The 19,281-nt window shown below is 65.5% G+C and carries 22 protein-coding genes; 20 read left to right on the plus strand and 2 right to left on the minus strand.

Annotation, left to right across the window (positions count from 1 at the left end):
- Position 1: 1 nt before the first annotated feature.
- From mltG to MHM97_RS04185, 19 genes are all read left to right on the plus strand, one after another.
- Positions 2-1,156, plus strand: coding sequence for an endolytic transglycosylase MltG (mltG, locus tag MHM97_RS04095; protein WP_239319757.1), 1,155 nt, complete (start codon positions 2-4; stop codon positions 1,154-1,156).
- Between the two features lie 255 nt (positions 1,157-1,411).
- Positions 1,412-1,765 (plus strand): hypothetical protein, encoded by a 354-nt coding sequence (locus tag MHM97_RS04100; protein WP_239319759.1) that lies wholly within the window; start codon positions 1,412-1,414, stop codon positions 1,763-1,765.
- The gene (locus MHM97_RS04105) at positions 1,734-3,035 is read left to right on the plus strand and encodes a DNA-packaging protein (RefSeq protein WP_239319761.1); all 1,302 of its coding nucleotides are present in this window, start codon (positions 1,734-1,736) and stop codon (positions 3,033-3,035) included. The genes MHM97_RS04100 and MHM97_RS04105 overlap by 32 nt, the downstream gene beginning before the upstream one ends.
- 199 nt (positions 3,036-3,234) lie before the next feature.
- Complete coding sequence (locus MHM97_RS04110) at positions 3,235-4,440, plus strand: phage portal protein (protein WP_239319762.1); 1,206 nt, start codon at positions 3,235-3,237, stop codon at positions 4,438-4,440.
- Positions 4,433-4,657: a GTA head formation protein, RCAP_rcc01685 family gene (locus MHM97_RS04115; RefSeq protein WP_239319763.1), complete on the plus strand. Its 225-nt coding sequence runs from the start codon at positions 4,433-4,435 to the stop codon at positions 4,655-4,657. The genes MHM97_RS04110 and MHM97_RS04115 overlap by 8 nt, the downstream gene beginning before the upstream one ends.
- Before the next feature lie 35 nt (positions 4,658-4,692).
- Complete coding sequence (locus MHM97_RS04120; protein WP_106163522.1) at positions 4,693-5,265, plus strand: HK97 family phage prohead protease; 573 nt, start codon at positions 4,693-4,695, stop codon at positions 5,263-5,265.
- A 20-nt stretch (positions 5,266-5,285) separates the two neighbouring features.
- Positions 5,286-6,482 carry a phage major capsid protein gene (locus tag MHM97_RS04125; RefSeq protein WP_065323682.1) on the plus strand — a complete coding sequence of 399 codons (1,197 nt, stop codon included), beginning with the start codon at positions 5,286-5,288 and terminating at the stop codon, positions 6,480-6,482.
- Between the two features lie 175 nt (positions 6,483-6,657).
- On the plus strand, positions 6,658-7,260 hold the full coding sequence (locus MHM97_RS04130; RefSeq protein ID WP_239319764.1) for a head-tail connector protein: 603 nt from the start codon (positions 6,658-6,660) through the stop codon (positions 7,258-7,260).
- Complete coding sequence (locus MHM97_RS04135) at positions 7,257-7,595, plus strand: head-tail adaptor protein (protein WP_239319765.1); 339 nt, start codon at positions 7,257-7,259, stop codon at positions 7,593-7,595. Before MHM97_RS04130 ends, MHM97_RS04135 begins: the two co-directional genes overlap by 4 nt.
- A complete protein-coding gene (locus tag MHM97_RS04140; protein WP_239319766.1) occupies positions 7,592-7,999 on the plus strand; it encodes a DUF3168 domain-containing protein in 408 nt (135 codons plus the stop codon). The genes MHM97_RS04135 and MHM97_RS04140 overlap by 4 nt, the downstream gene beginning before the upstream one ends.
- Before the next feature lie 35 nt (positions 8,000-8,034).
- On the plus strand, positions 8,035-8,448 hold the full coding sequence (locus MHM97_RS04145; RefSeq protein WP_065334134.1) for a phage major tail protein, TP901-1 family: 414 nt from the start codon (positions 8,035-8,037) through the stop codon (positions 8,446-8,448).
- Between the two features lie 3 nt (positions 8,449-8,451).
- Complete coding sequence (locus MHM97_RS04150) at positions 8,452-8,775, plus strand: gene transfer agent family protein (protein ID WP_239319767.1); 324 nt, start codon at positions 8,452-8,454, stop codon at positions 8,773-8,775.
- Complete coding sequence (locus MHM97_RS04155; RefSeq protein WP_239319770.1) at positions 8,772-8,987, plus strand: rcc01693 family protein; 216 nt, start codon at positions 8,772-8,774, stop codon at positions 8,985-8,987. The genes MHM97_RS04150 and MHM97_RS04155 overlap by 4 nt, the downstream gene beginning before the upstream one ends.
- A gap of 3 nt (positions 8,988-8,990) precedes the next feature.
- Complete coding sequence (locus MHM97_RS04160) at positions 8,991-9,650, plus strand: phage tail tape measure protein (RefSeq protein ID WP_239319772.1); 660 nt, start codon at positions 8,991-8,993, stop codon at positions 9,648-9,650.
- 13 nt (positions 9,651-9,663) lie between these two features.
- Entirely contained in the window at positions 9,664-10,296 is a 633-nt protein-coding gene (locus MHM97_RS04165; RefSeq protein ID WP_239319774.1) for a DUF2460 domain-containing protein, read from the plus strand.
- Positions 10,296-11,174, plus strand: a complete 879-nt coding sequence (locus MHM97_RS04170; RefSeq protein ID WP_239319776.1) for a DUF2163 domain-containing protein — start codon at positions 10,296-10,298, stop codon at positions 11,172-11,174. Before MHM97_RS04165 ends, MHM97_RS04170 begins: the two co-directional genes overlap by 1 nt.
- Positions 11,171-11,599: an NlpC/P60 family protein gene (locus tag MHM97_RS04175; protein ID WP_239319777.1), complete on the plus strand. Its 429-nt coding sequence runs from the start codon at positions 11,171-11,173 to the stop codon at positions 11,597-11,599. Before MHM97_RS04170 ends, MHM97_RS04175 begins: the two co-directional genes overlap by 4 nt.
- A gap of 58 nt (positions 11,600-11,657) precedes the next feature.
- Positions 11,658-15,578, plus strand: coding sequence for a baseplate multidomain protein megatron (locus tag MHM97_RS04180; RefSeq protein ID WP_239319778.1), 3,921 nt, complete (start codon positions 11,658-11,660; stop codon positions 15,576-15,578).
- Positions 15,563-15,904 (plus strand): DUF7742 family protein, encoded by a 342-nt coding sequence (locus tag MHM97_RS04185; protein ID WP_239319780.1) that lies wholly within the window; start codon positions 15,563-15,565, stop codon positions 15,902-15,904. The genes MHM97_RS04180 and MHM97_RS04185 overlap by 16 nt, the downstream gene beginning before the upstream one ends.
- A 110-nt stretch (positions 15,905-16,014) precedes the next feature.
- Here MHM97_RS04185 and MHM97_RS04190 read toward each other — a convergent pair whose 3' ends face one another.
- Entirely contained in the window at positions 16,015-16,221 is a 207-nt protein-coding gene (locus MHM97_RS04190; protein ID WP_011538414.1) for a cold-shock protein, read from the minus strand.
- Between the two features lie 398 nt (positions 16,222-16,619).
- On the opposite strand from MHM97_RS04190, the gene cysE reads away from it, so the two are divergent.
- Complete coding sequence (gene cysE, locus MHM97_RS04195; protein ID WP_239319782.1) at positions 16,620-17,426, plus strand: serine O-acetyltransferase; 807 nt, start codon at positions 16,620-16,622, stop codon at positions 17,424-17,426.
- Positions 17,427-17,514: 88 nt separating this feature from the next.
- Here the strand turns inward: cysE and MHM97_RS04200 are convergent, their stop codons facing one another.
- On the minus strand, positions 17,515-19,275 hold the full coding sequence (locus MHM97_RS04200) for a methyl-accepting chemotaxis protein (RefSeq protein WP_239319784.1): 1,761 nt from the start codon (positions 19,273-19,275) through the stop codon (positions 17,515-17,517).
- Positions 19,276-19,281 lie beyond the last annotated feature (6 nt).

Consider the following 19,281-nt stretch of genomic DNA (forward strand, 5'->3'; position numbering starts at 1 on the left):
CATGTGGCGCAGCCTGGCCTCGAACGTGCTGACGATCCTGATCGTCGGCCTGTTCCTCTTCGCGGGTGTGATCCTGTGGGGCAAGAATGAATACACCTCCGATGGGCCGCTGGCGGAGGCCATCTGCCTGCGCGTGCAGCCCGGATCGAACATGTCGCGCGTCAGCCGCAATCTGGAAGACCAGGGCGCGGTGACCTCCGGCGCGATTTTCCGCATCGGCGTCAAATACTCCGACAAGGCGCAGGACCTGAAAGCGGGCAGCTTTCTGGTCGAACCCGGCGCCTCGATGGAGGGGATCGTCGATCAGATCACCCGCGGCGGCGCTTCCACCTGCGGCACCGAGATCGTCTATCGCGTCGGCGTGACCCGGGTGCTGGCCGAGGTGCGCGAGCTGGACCCCGCCACCAACGCCTTTGTGGAGCGGGCGGAGTTTGTGCCCGGCGTCGATGAGACCCCGGCGGTCTATACCGAGAAGAAGGCCGAGGCCGACACCCGCTACCGCATTGCGCTGGCCGAAGGTGTGACCAGCTGGCAGGTGGTGGAATCGCTCAAGGCGATGGACATCCTCGAAGGCGACCCCGGTCGCCGTCCGGAGGAAGGCAGCCTGGCGCCGGACAGCTATGAAATCCGCCCCGGCGCCCGGCGCGAAGCGATCCTGACGGAGATGAAAGCCCGCCAGAACCAGCGGATCGCCGACGCATGGGAGGCACGCAGCCCCGATGCAGCCGTCGAAACCCCTGAGGAGATGCTGATCCTGGCCTCGATCATCGAGAAGGAAACCGGCATCGCCGAGGAGCGCGGCGTGGTGGCCTCGGTGTTCACCAACCGCCTGAAGCGCGGCATGCGCCTGCAAACCGACCCCACGGTGATCTATGGCGTCACCAAGGGCGAGGGCGTGCTGGGCCGGGGTCTGCGTCAGAGTGAGCTGCGCGGCGTCACCCCCTGGAACACCTATGTGATCGAAGGCCTGCCGCCGACGCCGATCGCCAATCCGGGGCTTGAGAGCCTGGTGGCGGCGGTGAACCCGGAACAGACCGACTATGTGTTCTTTGTCGCCGATGGCACCGGTGGGCACGCCTTTGCGGAAACGCTCGAAGAGCACAACCGCAACGTGGCCAAGTGGCGCGAGATCGAAGCGCAACGCAACAACAACTGAGACGACATCAAAGGGGGGCATCGCCCCCCTTTTTTCTTTGCCAGTACTTGGCTTGTGCAGGGGGCGCCTAAGCACAAACCGTGGCCGTTGCGCCCCGGGCGCACGCCGGTCTGACGCGATGTTCATCCGTCTGCGGTAAAACCATCCCCGGCAGCTGGAAAACGTGGGGGCAAGGATCGGCGGACCTGGACGGGTCTCTGATCCGGGCCTCCCGTTTCTCCCAACGGATCGTTCTGAGACGAGGCCGTACCCCCCATGACATCACAGACGCCCGAAGAGCTGATGGAGATCAGCTCTGACCTCTTGCGCTCTCTGCACGACAGCCTCCGGCGTGCGCGCCGGATCAGCGAGGATTACCTCGCCCAGTTCGAGGCGGAACAGGACATCAACCCCGACACCGCGCAGCTCAAGCCGCAGATTGCCAAGCTCGATGGCCTGATCCGTGACATCCAGAAAGTGGAGAAAACCCTTGTCGACCGCAAAGACGCCCCTGGTGCCGCCCGCATGGTGGCTTTCGACCTCTGTGCCGCCCGCGATGAGATCGAGCGCCGCTTGGCTGGCCTCTGTGCCGCGCTTCATGACGCAGATCTGGCTGGAGGAGATGGATGACCACACCCTGGCGGCGATGCCCTATGTGTTCGACCTCTGGGCGCTGCCGCATCAATGCGCGCCTGCGGGCGATTGGCGCGCCTGGGTGATCCTGGGCGGGCGCGGGGCGGGCAAGACCCGTGCTGGTGCCGAATGGGTGCGGTCCGAGGTCGAGGGGGCAGAGCCTTTTGGTATCGGTCGCGCGCGTCGCATGGCGCTGGTCGGCGAGACCTATGATCAGGTGCGCGACGTGATGATCCATGGCGACAGCGGCATCCTTGCCTGCTCGCCGCCGGACCGCCGCCCGGAGTGGCGCGCGGGCGAACGCAGGCTGGTCTGGCCCAATGGAGCCACCGCGCAGGCGTTTTCCGCCTCCGACCCCGAGGCGTTGCGCGGGCCGCAGTTTGATGCCGCCTGGGTGGACGAGCTGGCGAAATGGCGCCGCGCTCAGGAGGCCTGGGACATGCTGCAATTCGCCCTGCGTCTGGGCGCGGCCCCACGCGTCTGTGTGACCACCACCCCGCGCAATGTGCCGCTGCTGAAGCAGCTGCTGGAGAGTCCCTCGACTGTTACCACCCATGCGCCCACCGAGGCCAACCGCGCCAACCTCGCGCCCGGTTTCCTGACAGAGGTGCGGGCCCGCTACGGTGGGTCGCGACTGGCGCGGCAAGAGCTGGACGGCGTGATGCTGGCGGATGTGGATGGCGCGCTCTGGACGTCGGGCATGCTGGAGCAGCTCCAGCGTCGCGACAGACCGCCCCTCGACCGGATCGTGGTGGCGGTGGACCCATCGGTGAGTGCGCATAAGGGCTCTGATGCCTGCGGTATCATTGTTGCCGGGGCGCAGACGCAGGGGCCGATTTCCGAGTGGCGCGCCTATGTGCTGGCCGATCACACGGTGCAGGGGCTGGGGCCCACCGGCTGGGCGCGCGCCGCCATTGCCGCGCGCGACGCCTATCGGGCCGAGCGACTGGTGGCCGAGGTCAATCAGGGCGGGGCATTGGTGGGCACCGTATTGCGGCAGGTTGATCCCCTGGTGCCCTTCACCCCCGTTCACGCCAGCACAGGCAAGGTAGCACGGGCGGAGCCCGTCGCGGCGCTCTATGAGCAGGGGCGCGTGCATCATGCACCGGGCCTGCAAGAGTTGGAGGAGCAGATGTGCCTGATGACGGCGCAGGGCTATCGCGGCGATGGCTCTCCCGACCGTGTGGATGCGTTGGTCTGGGCGCTGCATGCGCTGATTATCGGCCCGGCAGAGCAGCATCGCTGCCCCAAGATCCGTCGTCTCTAGGGCGCGCGCTATCCCAAATCAAACCTATGAAACGCCCGCCTCACGCGGGCGTTTTGCTTTTCTATCAGAGGCTTGGCGCTGGGTGTTGCGCCCCCGGCGCACGCCCTGCTGGCGGGATGTTCAAACCCCTGTGGCAGATTGTTTTCCAACACGACGGGCATCGGCCCAAGGCGAAACCGGAACGGCAAAGGAGTGCACCATGGTCTTTGACCTGCTGCGACGCAAGACGGGGCGAGTGGATCAGACGGCGGCTGCGGCCCCGTCGCAAAAGGCCAGCGCTGCGGCGCGGGTGCTGCCCATGGGCAATGGCACGCAGGCCGCCTGGGGGCCACGTGACACGGTCTCTCTGACCCGAGCGGGGTTTCTGGGCAACCCGGTTGGCCACCGCGCGGTGAAACTTATCGCCGAGGCCGCCGCCGCGCTGCCATTGGTGCTCCAGAGCACGGATGCGCGGTATGACAGCCACCCGCTGCTGTCGCTGCTGTCGCGCCCCAATGCGGCGCAGGCGCGGGCAGAGATGCTGGAGGCGCTCTATGCCAACCTGCTCCTGTCGGGCAATGCCTATATCGAGGCGGTCGCCTCTGATGCGGGCTGGCCGGTGGAGCTGCACATTCTGCGCCCGGATCGCATGCGGGTGGTGCCGGGAGGTGATGGCTGGCCGGTGGGCTATGACTACGCGGTGGGCGGCAAGACACATCGCTTTGCGATAGATCCCGCGCGCCCGGCGATCTGCCACCTCAAGAGCTTTCATCCGCTGGACGATCACTACGGGCTCGCGCCGCTGCAGGCTGCAGCCACCGCGGTCGAGGTACATGGCGCCGCCGCGCGCTGGTCAAAATCGCTGCTGGACAATGCCGCGCAACCCTCCGGCGCGCTGGTCTGGACCGGATCGGACGGGCTGGGGCAGATGGGCGACGACCAGTTCCGCCGCCTCTCCGAGGAGATCGAGGCCAATTTTCAGGGCGCGCGCAACGCCGGACGGCCGATGGTGTTGGAGGGCGGTCTGGACTGGAAGCAGATGGGGTTCAGCCCCTCCGATATGGAGTTCCACCGCACCAAGGACAGCGCCGCGCGCGAGATTGCGCAGGCCTTTGGGGTGCCGCCGATGCTCCTCGGCATTCCGGGCGATGCCACCTATGCCAACTACCAGGAGGCCAACCGGGCATTCTATCGCCTGACGGTGCTGCCCCTGGCGATGCGGGTGGCGGCGAAACTTTCGGACTGGCTGATGCGGTTCGGCGAGGAAGTCCTGGAGATGAAACCGGATCTCGATCAGGTGCAGGCCCTCAGCACCGAACGCGAGGCGCAGTGGCGGCGCGTCACACAGGCGGATTTCCTGACCGAGTCTGAGAAGCGCCAGATGCTGGGCCTGCCGCCGCGCAGCGTGGAGGTGCCGGATGACTGACGACCCGTTGCCGCCCTTTGACTGCGCCCCAAGCCAGCGACTGAGTGCCCATGAACGCGTGAGCGAAATCCGTCAGGAGGCGCTGAACCGGCGACTGGATCGGATGGAACGGATGATGGAGCGGCTGGAAAAACGGCTCTGGATCACCGTCTACGGCGTTGCTGCCGTGATCCTTGCGCAGGCCTTTCAGGGCTTTTTGTCGGTGCAGTTGCCCTGAGCGATAATCAAGACATTTCAGAAAGGTAGAGCGTGATGCTGACAGATCATGAGCCCCGGCTCGAGACCAAATTCGCCCGCTTTGGCGAGGCGCTGTCCCTAAGCGCCGGAGAGGTGATCGAAGGCTATGCGAGCCTCTTTGGTGCCCCCGATCAGGGCAAGGATATCGTCACCCGTGGCGCCTATGCGGCCTCACTCGCGGCGCATCACTCGCGCGGCAGCAAGGTCAAGATGCTCTGGCAGCATGACCCGAGCCACCCCATCGGCGTCTGGGACGAGATCCTTGAGGACGACACCGGCCTGCGCGTCAAAGGACGTATCCTTACGGAAACCCAGAAAGGCGCAGAGGCCGCCGCCCTGGTGCGCGCCGGGGCTATCGAGGGGCTGTCGATCGGCTATCGCACCGTGAAGGCGACCCGCGACAAGGAAGGCCACCGGCGGCTGGAGGAGCTTCAGCTTTGGGAGGTGTCGCTCGTGACATTCCCGATGCTGCCCTCGGCCCGGCTGTCGCGGCTTGCCCGGCGCGAGGCGGAAGCGGCGAAATCCGACGCCTCCGATGCGGGCCTGCGCGCCCTTGCGGACGCTCTGCGCGCGGCCACCAGACCCTAACCCCTGAAAGAGGATCAGAGATGACAGATCATCCATTCACGGGCCACGCGCCCGAGGATGCGGCGACCCCGCCGCAGAATGTGGCCACGGAAGTGAAACAGGCCGTTTCGCAATTCGTGCAACATTTCAAGGGGTTCCAAGACGACGTGACCGAGAAACTCAAACAGACGGAAGAGCGTATGACCATGTTGGATCGTAAAACCCAAACCGCGGCCCGGCCGCATCTGGCGGCGGCGGAGGTCGATGGTGCGCCGCATCAAAAGGCCATGCAAGCCTATCTGCGCCATGGCGACGAGGAGGGCTTTCGCGGCCTTGACATGGGCACCAAGGCCATGTCGACGGCGGTAAATTCCGATGGCGGTTTCCTTGTCGACCCGCAGACCTCGGATGTGGTGAAATCGGTGCTGCAATCCACCGCGTCGATCCGTGCGGTGGCCTCGGTGGTCAATGTGGAGGCGACGTCTTTTGACGTGTTGATCGACCATTCCGATGTGGGTGCGGGCTGGGCCACCGAGACCGGCTCGGTCACGGAAACCGGCACGCCGTCCATTGACCGCATCGTGATCCCGCTGCACGAGCTTTCGGCCTTGCCCAAGGCGTCGCAACGACTGCTGGATGACAGCGCCTTTGACATCGAGGGCTGGCTGGCGGGGCGGATCGCCGACAAATTCGCCCGCGCTGAAGCGCAGAGCTTTATTTCGGGGGATGGCGTGGACAAGCCCACCGGCATCCTGACCCATCCCACGGTGGACAATGACAGCTGGAGCTGGGGCAATATCGGCTATGTGGCCACCGGCAGCGACGGCGATATCGGCTCGGCGGATGCGATCATCGACCTGGTCTATGCGCTGGACGCGCGCTACCGCGCCGGGGCGAGTTTTGTGATGAACTCCAAGACCGCCGGCCTGATCCGCAAGCTGAAGGACGCCGATGGCCGCTTCCTGTGGTCCGATGGTCTTGCGGCGGGCGAGCCAGCGCGGCTGATGGGATACCCGGTGCTGGTGGCCGAGGACATGCCGGATGTGGCCTCTGACAGCCTGTCGATTGCCTTTGGCGACTTTGGCGCAGGCTACACCATTGCCGAACGCCCGGACCTGCGCGTCCTGCGGGATCCGTTCTCCGCCAAGCCGCATGTGCTGTTTTACGCCACCAAGCGCGTGGGCGGCGACGTCAGCGACTTTGCTGCGATCAAGCTGATGAAATTCGGGCTGAGCTGATCGCTTAATCCCGGATGACGGGGCCGGCAGCCCGGCTCCGTCGGCGGGTGCGTGCCTCATGGGTTTGTCGTCCAGCTGCTCCCTCCGTCCGAGCGGCAGACCCGGTGCGCACCCGTCCAATGGACGGCGCGGCAGAGACCGCGTGAGGGATACAGATTTTCAGCGGAGAGAGCCGATGATTTTGCACGAACTGACCCCGCTGCCCGACAGCATTTTGCCGCTCGCGGCCTTCAAGGCGCATCTGCGTCTGGGCACCGGCTTTGGCGAGGAGGCGTTGCAGGACGCGGTGCTTCTGGCCTTCTTGCGCGCCAGCCTCGCGGCGATCGAGGCGCGCACCAACAAGGCGCTCTTGACGCGCGACTATGAGTGGCGGCTGAACGCATGGCCCCGCGTGGTGGAGCTGCCGGTGGCGCCGGTTTCGATCGTTTCGCAGGTGGCGCTGGTGGATCAGACCGGCGCGGAGACGGAGGTGCCCGTGGCGGCCTATGCGCTGGCGCCCGACGCCCATGCTCCGCGCCTGACGCCGCGCGCGGCGGTCTGGCCAATGATGCCTTCGGGGGGCGGCGCGGTGATCCGCTTTACCGCCGGGATGGCCGCCACATGGGACGCGCTACCCGCTGATCTCGCGCAGGCAGTGATGCTGCTGGCGGCGCATTATTACGAGTATCGCGATGACACCTCGCTGCATGCGGGCTGCATGCCCTTTGGCGTGGCGAGCCTGTTGGACCGGCACCGCATGCCACGCCTCAGCCTGGCCCGGAGCGAGGTGCACTCATGAGCGCGCCGCGACTGAACCGCCCGTTGCGGCTGGAAGATCCGCAAGCGACCAGCGATGGCGCCGGAGGATTTGACATCTCCTGGGTCGAGCTGGGCCAGCATTGGGCCGAGGTCGACGCGCTGACGGGCCGCGAGAGTGGCCGACGTGGCACCTCCGTCTCGCTGCAACGCTATCGGATCACCCTGCGCTCCGCCCCGGTGGGATCTCCCGCGCGCCCGAAACCGGACCAGCGGTTTTGCGAAGGCAGCCGCATCTACAAGATCGACGCCGTGGCCGAGCGCGACATGGACGGGCGTTACCTCATTTGTTTCGCAACAGAGGAGCTGGCCACATGACCTATGCGCTGTCTCACAGCCTGCAAACCGCCGTCTACCAGCAGCTGATCAGCGATGCCGCGCTGGCGGCAGAGGTGGGCACGGCGATCTACGACATGCTGCCTGCGGGCACGCTGCCGGGAATCTATGTAACCCTCGGCGCGGAGAGCGTGCGGGACAGATCCGATGTCACAGGCGGCGGCGCGCTGCATCGCTTTACCGTGACCGTGGTCGCCAATGCGGCCGGGTTCAGTGCCGCCAAACGCGCGGCGGCAGCGATCTCCGACGCGCTGGTGGATGCGCCGCTGACCCTGACGCGCGGGCATCTGGTGGGGCTGTGGTTTGACCGCGCCAACGCCAAACGGCTGAGCAACGGGGATCGCTCCATCGCGCTGCGGTTTTCCGCGCGTCTCGACGACTCCTGACTGAAATTCAACGCATTAGCAGAAGGACCTCACCCATGAGTGCTCAAAACGGCAAGGATCTCCTGATCAAGGTGGATATGACCGGCACCGGCAGTTTCACCACCATCGCAGGCCTGCGTGCCACCCGTATCAGCTTCAACGCCGAGAGCGTCGATGTGACCAGCCTCGACAGTGCGGGTGGCTGGCGTGAGCTTCTGGGCGGTGCGGGTGTGCGCTCGGCAAACCTCTCCGGCTCGGGCGTGTTTCGCGATGCGAGCACCGACGAGCGCGCGCGGCAGCTGTTCTTTGATGGCGAGACCCCGGCGTTTCAGGTGGTGATCCCGGATTTCGGCACCGTCGAAGGTCCGTTTCAGGTCACAGCGCTGGAATACGCTGGCAGCCACAATGGCGAGGCCACCTATGAGCTGTCGCTGGCCTCCGCCGGTGCGCTGACCTTTACGGCGGCCTGAGCCATGGCAAACCCCTACAGAGGTGAGGTGACACTGGTGCTCAACGGCCAGCCGCACATGCTGAAGCTGACACTGGGTGCGCTGGCGGAACTGGAGGCGGAACTGGGCGAGGGTGACTTGATATCCCTTGTGCAACGCTTTGAAATGGGACGGTTTTCCTCGTGCGATATGCTGGCGCTTCTGGCGGCGGGGCTGCGTGGGGGCGGATCTGACATCAGCCGCGCAGATCTGGCGCAGGCCGAGATCGAGGGCGGCGTGATGCAGGCCACCAAGGTCGCGGCGCAATTGTTGGCGCTGAGTTTCGCGCTGCCCTCGGGGGATGCATGAGCCGTGCCGCGATGCTGGACTGGCCCGCCCTGATGCGGGCCGGGATGCTGGGGCTGCGGCTGACCCCGCGCGAGTTCTGGCAACTGACCCCGGCAGAGCTGCGGCTGATGCTGAACCTTGATGCCAGCACACCACCCATGGACCGCGACCGCCTGAGCCTTCTGATGACGCAGTTCCCGGATCAGACCAACGACGTGAACCAACCGGAGTAACCCATGGCAAACACGACAGATTCCGACTTTGAATCCCAGGCGGGGCCGCTGGAGGACAGCCTTGGCGATGCCGCCGGGATGGCGGCGCAGTTCACCGCCGAGATGGACCGGGTGCGCGCGGCCTTTGCGGCGACCCAGGCAGACGCGGCGGATTTTGAAACCGGCCTCAGCCGGGGGCTACGGCGCGCGATGAAGGATCTGGTGGTCGATGGCGACAGTCTGAGCGATGCGCTGGAAAGCCTCGCCAAGACGATGATCAACACCACCTTCAACTCCGCCATGCGCCCGGTGACAGATCACCTCGGCGGGTTGGTGAGCGATGGGATCGGCGCGCTGGTCGGTGGCATCTTGCCCTTTGCCGATGGTGCCGCCTTCAGTCAGGGCAAGGTCACGCCCTTTGCACGCGGTGGCGTGGTGTCCTCGCCCACGCATTTCCCGATGCGCGGCGGGCTGGGGCTGATGGGCGAAGCGGGGCCGGAGGCGATCCTGCCATTGGCGCGCGGCCCGGACGGCAGCCTTGGGGTGAAGACGCAAGGCGGCGGCAAATCCCCAACCGTCGTGATGAATGTCACAACCCCCGATGTGGCCGGGTTCCAGCGCTCGCGTGGGCAGATTGCAGCCCAGATGAGCCGCATGCTCGCACGCGGAAACCGCAATAGGTAAGGAGGGTGAACCCATGAGTTTTCACGAAGTTCGTTTCCCTGAGACGCTCTCTTTCGGCTCTGTTGGAGGGCCGGAGCGGCGCACGGATGTGGTGACGCTGGCCAATGGCCATGAGGAGCGCAACACCCCCTGGGCGCATGCGCGGCGGCGCTATGATGCGGGGCTGGGTCTGCGTGGTCTTGAGGATATTGCCGCGCTCATCGCGTTTTTCGAGGCCCGTCAGGGCCAGCTCCATGGGTTTCGCTGGAAGGACTGGACCGACTATGCGTCATCGCTGCCGGGTCAGGATGTGACGTTTGAGGATCAGCTGATCGCCACCGGCGATGGCGATACCAACAGGTTTCAGCTTGCCAAACGCTATCGCTCCGGCCCGCATGAATATCTGCGTCCGATCAGCAAACCCGTGGCGGGCACCGTGCGCCTCGGGATCGACAATGAGGCGCTGGTGGAGGGCGTGGATTACGACCTCGACCTGACCACGGGCGAGGTGACGCTGGCCTATGTGCCGGAAATTGGCCGTGAAATCCGCGCCGGGTTCGAGTTCGACGTGCCGGTCCGCTTTGACACGGATCGCATCCAGACCTCGGTGGCGTCGTTTCAGGCGGGCGAGGCCCCGAATGTGCCAGTGGTGGAGGTGCGGGTGTGATGGATCGCGAAGGCTTAAACACGCATCTCAAATCCGGGGCCACCACGGTATGCCGCGCCTGGGCCGTCAGTCGCGCCGATGGCGTGACGCTGGGGTTCACCGATCATGACCGGGATCTGAGCTTTGACGGCGTGACATTCCGCGCCGGAACCGGCCTCACGGCGCGCAGCCTGATGCAAAGCACCGGGCTTGCGGTCGACAACAGCGAAGCACTCGGCGCACTCAGCTCCGATGCGGTGCGCGAGGCGGATATTGAATCCGGCCGCTATGACGGGGCCGAGGTGCGGGCGTGGTTGGTGAACTGGGCCGACACCACGCAACGCGCCTTGCAGTTTCGCGGCTCTCTGGGGGAGATCCGCCGTGCAGGCGGCGCGTTTGAGGCGGAGCTGCGTGGCCTCACCGAAGGGTTGAACCAGCCGCTCGGGCGGGTGTTTCAGACGCCCTGTAGCGCGGTTCTGGGGGATGAGGCGTGTAAATTCGACCTCAACACCGCAGGGTATATCACTGAGGAATCAGTGGAAAACATCGACGAGGGGCAGCATTTCACATGGGGCGCGCTTGATGGGTTCGCGCCGGAGTGGTTCACAGGCGGGCGGCTCACCGTGCTGAGTGGTGCAGGCGCCGGTCTGTGGGCGCCGATCCGGTCGGACAGCACGAGCGAGCGTCGTGAAATCACCCTGTGGCAGCCGATCCGCGCGGATATTCAACCGGGCGATATGGTGCGGCTGACCGCAGGCTGTGACAAGCGCATGAGCACCTGTCGGCTGAAGTTCGACAATCTGGTGAACTATCAGGGCTTTCCCGACATCCCTGGCGAGGACTGGATGGTGGCGGTGCCCAAGCGCAATGGCCAGAACACCGGCGGCAGCCGTCGATGAGCCGCGACATCAACACAGAGGCGCTATGGGTGGCGCGGCAATGGCTGGGCACTCCCTATCGGCATCAGGGGGCCACGCGGGGTGCGGGCTGCGATTGTCTCGGGCTGATCCGGGGCATCTGGCGCAGCCTTTATGGCAGCGAGCCTGAACCCGTGCCGCCCTATACCCGCGACTGGGCGGAACGCGGCACCGAGGAACGCCTGTGGCGCGCGGCGCTGCGGCATATGCAGCCCGTCCACCACGCCGCGCCGGGGCAGGTGATCCTGTTTCGCATGCATGGGAGTGCTGTGGCCAAACACCTTGGCCTGCAAAGCAGCGCGTCCCGTTTCATCCATGCCTACAGCGGCCATGGCGTGGTCGAAAGCGCGCTGACGCCCGCATGGCAGCGGCGCATCGTGGCGCGCTTTGCCTTTCCCGCAGAGTGAGCGTGCGGGCTGTGGCCCGGACTTTCTCCACCCCAACGATCCCTGAGGAGGACATATCATGGCGACATTGGTACTGGCAGCGGCAGGGTCCGCCGTGGGCGGGGCAATCGGCGGCTCTGTGGCGGGGCTGTCGACGGCGATCATTGGCCGTGCGGTCGGCGCAAGCCTTGGTCGGGTCATTGACGAGCGCCTCTTGGGCAGTGGCAGTGCTGCGGTGGAAACTGGCAAGGTCGACCGCTTTCGCATCACCACCGGCAGCGATGGTGAGCCGATGGCGCAGGTCTTTGGCCGCATGCGGTTGGGCGGGCAGGTGATCTGGGCGACGGAGTTTGTCGAGACCGCAACTACTACCTCCTCGGGCGGCAAGGGCTCTGCGCCCAAACGCACCACCACCAGCTACTCCTACAGCCTGTCGATGGCGGTGGCGATCTGCGCGGGAGAGATCACACGGGTGTCGCGGGTCTGGGCCGATGGCGAAGAGGTGGCGCTGCGCGATCTCAATATGACCGTCTACCGGGGCAGCAAGGACCAGCAGCCCGACCCCCTGATGGAGGCGGTGGAGGGCGCAGGCCAGGTGCCCGCCTATCGCGGCACCGCCTATGTGGTCTTTGAAAACCTCGATCTGGAGCGGTTCGGCAACCGGGTGCCGCAGTTCTCATTCGAGGTGTTGCGCGCGGAGCAGCCCTCGGGCGAGACCTACAAACAGGATCTGGCGCAGATCGTGCCCGGCGTGGCGCTGATCCCCGGCACGGGCGAATACAGTCTGGCCAGCCAGCCGGTCTATATGCAGCACGGGCCGGGCGCGCAGAAAGCCGCCAATATCAACCAGATCTCTGGCGACACCGATCTGGTCGCCTCGGTCGATGCACTCTCTGAGGAGCTGCCGCAGGCCGAGGCGGTGTCCATGGTTGTGTGCTGGTTTGGCGACGATCTGCGCTGTGGTGACTGCGCCCTTGCGCCCAAGGTGGAACAGAAGCTCGCGGATGGGTCGATGCCGTGGCAGGTGGCGGGGCTCACCCGGGCCAGCGCGGATGAGGTCATCAAGGACGCGGGCGCAGCCGTGTATGGTGGCACCCCGGCGGATCAGGCAGTGGTGCAGGGCATCCAGCATCTGAACGCCCAAGGCAAGCGGGTGATGTTTTACCCCTTTATCCTGATGGAGCAGCAGGCGGGCAATGATCTGCCCGATCCCTACAGCAACGCCGAGGGCCAGCCGGTGCTGCCATGGCGGGGGCGGATCACGCTCTCGACCGCGCCGGGTCTGGCGGGCAGCCCGGATGGCACTGCGCTCGCGGATGCGGAGGTCGCAGGCTTTCTCGGCACCGCTCAGGCCAGCGATTTCACCATCTCGGGCGGTCAGGTGAGCTATCACGGCCCCGATGAGTGGAGCTTTCGCCGATTTATCCTGCATTACGCAGCGCTTTGTGCGGCAGCGGGCGGCGTGGAGGCGTTTTGCATCGGCTCGGAACTGCGCGGGTTGACGCAGATCCGGGGCGCGAGCGGCTTTCCCTTTGTGCAGGGGCTGAAGGATCTGGTGGGTGAGGTGCGCACGCTTTTGGGGGCGGAGGTCAAACTGGGCTATGCGGCGGATTGGTCGGAGTATTTCGGCTATCAGACACCAGAAGGCGACCATCTGTTTCACCTCGATCCGCTGTGGTCCGACCCGCAGATCGATTTTATCGGCATCGACAATTACATGCCGCTCAGCGACTGGCGCGAGGGCGAGGATCACCTCGACGCGCAGGAGTGGCCTGCGATCTATGATCTCGACTACCTCAAGGCCAATATCGAGGGCGGCGAGGGCTATGACTGGTATTACCATTCTCCCGAGGCCGAGGCAGCGCAGATCCGCACGCCGATCACGGATGGTGCTTATGATGAGCCGTGGATCTATCGCAACAAAGACATCCGCAGCTGGTGGTCGCTGCCGCATCACGACCGGATTGGCGGGGTGCGGTCTGAGACTGCGACCGATTGGGTGCCACAATCCAAACCGATCTGGTTCACGGAACTGGGCTGTGCGGCCATCGACAAGGGCACCAATGAGCCGAACAAATTCCTTGATCCCAAAAGCTCCGAGTCGCAATTGCCGCGTGCCTCCAATGGCTTGCGTGACGATCTGATCCAGCAGCAATATTTGCGCGCGCAGCTGACCTATTGGCAGGAGAGCGCGCATAACCCGACCTCCAGCGCCTATGGCGGTGCGATGGTGGACCTGAGGCATGCCTATGTCTGGGCCTGGGACGCGCGGCCCTTTCCAGCCTTTCCCAACCGGGTGGAGGTCTGGGACGATGGCGAGAATTACGCGCGCGGGCACTGGCTCAATGGGCGCGCGGGGCAGCGCACGCTGGCTTCTGTGGTGACGGAGATCTGCCGTGAGGCGGGGGTGACGGAGATCGACGCAAGCCAGCTCTGGGGTATTGTGCGCGGCTATGCGGTCTATGACGTGGCGGAGGCGCGCAGTGCCTTGCAACCGCTGATGCTGCGTCACGGGTTTGACGCGATCGAGCGCGATGGCACGCTGATCTTTCGCCTGCGCAATGGGCTGAACGCCTTTGATCTGGAGACCGATACGCTGGCGGTGCTGCCAGAGATGGACGGCGATCAGGAACAAAGCCGCATGCCCGAGGCAGAGCTGATGGGCCGTGTGCGGCTGCGCTTTGTCGAATGGGGCGGCTCGCACGATACGGTCGCCGAAGAGGCGGTGCTGCCGGATGAGGCCACCCATGCGGTGAGCCAGAATGACCTGCCCATGGCGCTGACCCGCGCCGAGGGGCGGCAGGTGGTGCAGCGCTGGCTGGCGGAGGCGCGGATTTCGCGCGACACCGCACGTTTTGCGCTGCCGCCCTCGCGCGCGCTGGAGGTTGCGGCGGGCGATGTGGTGCGCCTGCCGGGGCAGGACGGTGAGGGCGCGGCGCGCTACCGGGTGGACCGGGTGGAGCAGGCCGAGGCGCAGATCCTCGAGGCCGTGCGCATTGAACCCGTGGTCTATCAGCCGCTGGCCACGCCGGAGGATCTGCCGCGCAACGATGCCTTTGCCGCCCCAACGCCGGTACTGCCGCTGTTCCTCGATCTGCCCTTGATGCGCGGGGATGAGGTGCCGCATGCACCGCATGTCTGTGCCACGGCGCAGGACTGGCCGGGCGCGGTGGCCCTCTATGGTGCGGATCTGGCCGGGGATTTCATGCTCGAAGAACTGCTGCCCGCCCGTGCGACGGTTGGGGTGACCACAACGGACCTGCTGACCGGGCCGGTGGGGCGCTGGGATCGCGGCGCGGATCTGGAGGTGGAGCTGATCGCGGGCACGCTGGAGAGCCGGGAGGCTTTGTCGGTGCTGGGCGGGGCCAACCGGCTGGCCATCGGCGATGGCAGTCCGGAGAACTGGGAGATCATCCAGTTCACAGACGCCGAGTTGATCGCACCGAACCGCTACCTGATCCGGGACCGTCTGCGTGGGCAATACGGCAGCGATGGTGTCATGCCGGACCTCTGGCCAGCGGGGTCCTTTGTGGTTCTGATGGATGCAGCGGTCGAGCAACTGGATCTGGCGCTGACGGATCGGCGGATCGCGCGCGACTACCGCTTTGGCCCGGCGCGGCGCGCCTATGATGATCCGTCCTATGTGGCGCTCTCGGCGGCCTTTGACGGCAATGGTCTGCGTCCCTACGCGCCGGTGCATCTGCGCACCTCGGATACGTTGGGCGCGGATATGGCGTTTCACTGGATCAGGCGCACCCGTATCGAGGGCGACAGCTGGGATCTGGAGGAGGTGCCGCTGGGCGAAGAGGCCGAGGTCTACCGCGTGCAGGTGCGCGCAGGCAGCACGGTGCTGCGCGATCTGCGCGTCACCACGCCCGACTGGACCTATAGCGCGGCGGATCAGGCCAGCGATGGCGCAAGTGCAGGCGATGTGGTGCAGGTGGCGCAGGTCTCGGCGCGCTACGGGGCGGGGCCGGTGGCGGAATGGGTCCTGGCGTAATCCTGCACAGCGGAATGTGTCGCGATTATCCAAAACCGCGCCAGCCGATCCTGTGGGAAGACTTGCGCAGCCTGGCGCGGGCCCTGCTGGCCCATCCGGCGCCGCGCCGGGCGGCCTTGTGTCGGCAGATCCTTCTGGGGGCCAGCCGGGCGCGACGTCAGGCCGTGGCCACTGGCTGCTGTCACCCGCGCTGGGGTGATGGCTCACTTGATCGGGCGGCGCGTTGTTTTCCGTTGGCGGCGGAACCCTTTCCCGGCGATCCCGATTATGCGCGCTGCCTGCACATCGCCCTAAACGCGGTGGCGGCGATGACGGGGGGCAGATGAAAAACGCCCCGGCGCCAAGGGCAGCCGGGGCGTTTTCTTGGAATGATCCGTGCTGGGGAGGCCTAAGCGCTCCCACACCGCACCAGACCGGCCCGAAGGCCGGGGGTCGATCAGGCCAGGGCCAGATCGGTTGCGGATTCGCGACCGTCACGGCCGGACTGGATCTCGAAGGTCACCGCCTGGCCGTCGGCCAGACCGGTCAGACCGGAGCGTTCCACTGCGGAGATGTGCACGAACACGTCGTTGGAGCGGCCTTCAACCGCGATAAAGCCGTAACCTTTGGTGGAGTTGAACCACTTCACGGTACCGTTTGCCATTTTCAAAGTTCCTTTTGGTCTTTGTCGCCCGCAACGTGCGGCGACCCGGCAGCTTAACGTCGAAAGCGGTCGGGTAGACGAAACTTCGATGGTATAAGGTTGCAGATCCTTTTTGCCGTGGATTCTCGTTTTTTGCAAGTAGGATAATCGGCCATTGCGCCGGCGGTCGCGGCGTAAAAGGGCGCGAAATCATAGGTTTTTGCGGGGTTTTCATATTTCCGCCGGTGATCGGGGCGATCACGGGATTGCGCTTGGCATTTGAGAGGTTAGATCTCTAGTGTGGACGGGACTGGACCCGGAATAAGCCGGGACCGCGAGTTTCACTGGAGCCAGATCCGCCGGGACCCCCGCCGGAGAGGATCAAGACACGGATGCCCCGCGCGAGAAGGACCACGCCGATGTTGGACACGCACAAGGCCGTCAGACAGATCGACCCCGTCTGGGGCCGCATCACCGAGGAAGCCGAAACAGCCGTTGCTGAGCAGCCCCTGATGGGCGGTCTCATTCATGCTTGCATCCTCCACCACAAGACCCTCGACAAGGCGCTGAGCTACCGGATCGCGGCCAAGTTGAATTCCAACGAGATGTCGATGGTGATCCTGCGCGAGATCGTCGATGGCGCCTATGAGGCGGAACCGGCGCTGGTCGAGGCGGCCCGGGCCGACCTGATGGCGATCTATGACCGCGACCCGGCCTGCCACCGGCTGTTGCAGCCGATCCTCTATTTCAAGGGCTATCAGGCGGTGCAGGCCTATCGTGTGGGCCATTGGCTGTGGCAGCAGGGCGACTGGGATCTGGCCTATTTCTTCCAGATGCGGATTTCCGAGATCTTTGGCGTCGACATTCACCCGGCGGCCAAGATCGGCAAGGGCATCATGATCGACCACGCCCATTCCATCGTCATCGGCGAAACCGCCGTGGTGGGGGACAACGTGTCGATGCTGCATTCGGTGACGCTGGGCGGCACCGGCAAGGAAGAAGAGGACCGCCACCCCAAGATCGAGGATGGCGTGCTGATCGGCGCCGGGGCCAAGGTGCTGGGCAATATCCGCGTTGGGCATTGCTCGCGGATTGCGGCCGGGTCCGTGGTGCTGCAGGAGGTGCCGCCCTGCAAGACGGTGGCCGGGGTGCCGGCCAAAATCGTTGGCGAAGCAGGCTGTGATCAACCCTCGGTGAGCATGAATCAGGTGCTTGCCGGTAAGTGAGTTCGCCGCCCCGTATTTATGGATGCGACTGTTGTTAAACGGAAAAAGGGCACCTGTGCGGTGCCCTTTTGCAGGTTTGTTGGCTGGATCAGGCCGCCGCCCGGGGGACCTCCGGCGCGCGCGGAGCGGTGTCTGAGGCGGCTGGGGCGAGGTCGAAGGCGTTGACGAGCCTGTCCAGATGACCGGCATCGCCGCGCAGGGATTGTACATCGCTCACCTGTCCGGCCAGGATTTGCGCATTGTCGCTGGTGGTGTGGCCGAGGGCGCTGAGCTGGTCCGAGATCGTCCCCAGCCGCTTGGAGTCATTACCAAACCCATCGGCAGAGGTCTGGATGCGGCTGGAGATCTGCTCCAGCGAGGCGATCACCTGTGTGAGCGCGTCGCCGGTGTTGTTGACCTCGGTCACGCCGTTCTGGATGTGCCCGGTGGCGGTGTTGATCAGCCCCTTGACCTCGGTCGCGGCCGTTGAGGTGCGTTGGGCGAGGGCGCGGACTTCGCTGGCGACCACGGCAAACCCGGCCCCGGCGCGGCCGGCGCGTGCCGCTTCGACACCGGCGTTCAACGCCAGCAGGTTGGTCTGGAAGGCGATGTCGTCGATCACCTTGATGATGGTTTCGATCTGGCTGGCGCTGGCTTCGATCTCGGTCATCGCGGCGATGGCGTTTTTCACCACCGTGCCATTGTTGCGCGCCTGCTGCACCGCGGTCTGGGCGAGGCCGTTGACCGCATGCGCCCCCTCGGTGGCGGCGTTGACCGAGGCGGTGAGGTCCTGAAGCGCGCCGGAAATCTCGTCCAATGTGTCCGATTGCGCCTGGATCCGCTGCGAGAGGCTGCTTGATCCCGCCTCGATATTGGTGGTGCGGGTCAGGATGGTTCCGGAGGTGGCCAGCACCTGCGACAGGGCGGCGGCGATCGAGGAGATGGCGCTGTTGAAATCGGCGCGCAGCGGTTCATAGGCTTCGCCCAGCGGCGCGTCCATCTGCACGGTCAGATCGCGGCGGGCGAGCGCCTCCAGCCCGGCGCGCAGGCGCTCGATGGCAAACAGCTGCGCCTGTTGCTCGGCCTGGCGCAGGGTCTCGGTCTCCCGGCCCGCGGCCAGCGTGTCCTGCAGGGCAATGATGCGACGGGCAACCCGGCCCAGCTCATCACGGCGGTTGCTCAGCGGCAGGCGGGTGTCGTAGTGGCCGGCGTCGATCCGCTCCAGAGCTGCGACGATCTGGGCCATGGGACGCCCGACCGCGCGTTTCAGGATCGCAAAACACACCAGCAGCGACGTGATCATCAGGCCGACGGCAATGCCAGCATCGCGGATCAGCGCTGCGGTGATGGCGGACTGGACCGGGGTCGGATCCCAGACCATGATGAGAACGCCGCGGATCGCCCCCTTGGAGGAGGCGATGGGGTAGACGATGGAAAAGCCGTTGTCGCTGATCTGGGCTACGCCGCTCTGCAACACGGCGGTTGCGGCGGCGTCCAGGCGTTCGGCGCGTTCCGGTGCGAGCGTGCCGATATCGGCCATGACGACGCCGTCGCCCTTGATGACCTTGGTATAGGAAAAGCTCTCGCCGGCGCGTTCGATCACATAGGCCAGGCGCCGTTCGACGGTACCGGAAAAGCCCAGCTGCACCGGCTGTGCCACCTGGGCGGCCGCCATATTGGTCAGCTCCAGCTGCAAGGTGCGCAGCGCATCCATGGACTGGGTTTCCAGACGCCCCCCTGCGAGGATCCCGATGGGCAGCGCCACGATCAGCGAAAAGATCGCAACAAGGGCCGCGATACGGAGGTTCATCGAGGCGAAGATGCTGTGCGATGTTGCGCGACGGGGGGCCGAGGGGCGCAGTTTGAACATGAGAAT

The sequence above is a fragment of the Epibacterium sp. Ofav1-8 genome (assembly GCF_022348185.1).
Lineage (GTDB): Bacteria > Pseudomonadota > Alphaproteobacteria > Rhodobacterales > Rhodobacteraceae > Epibacterium.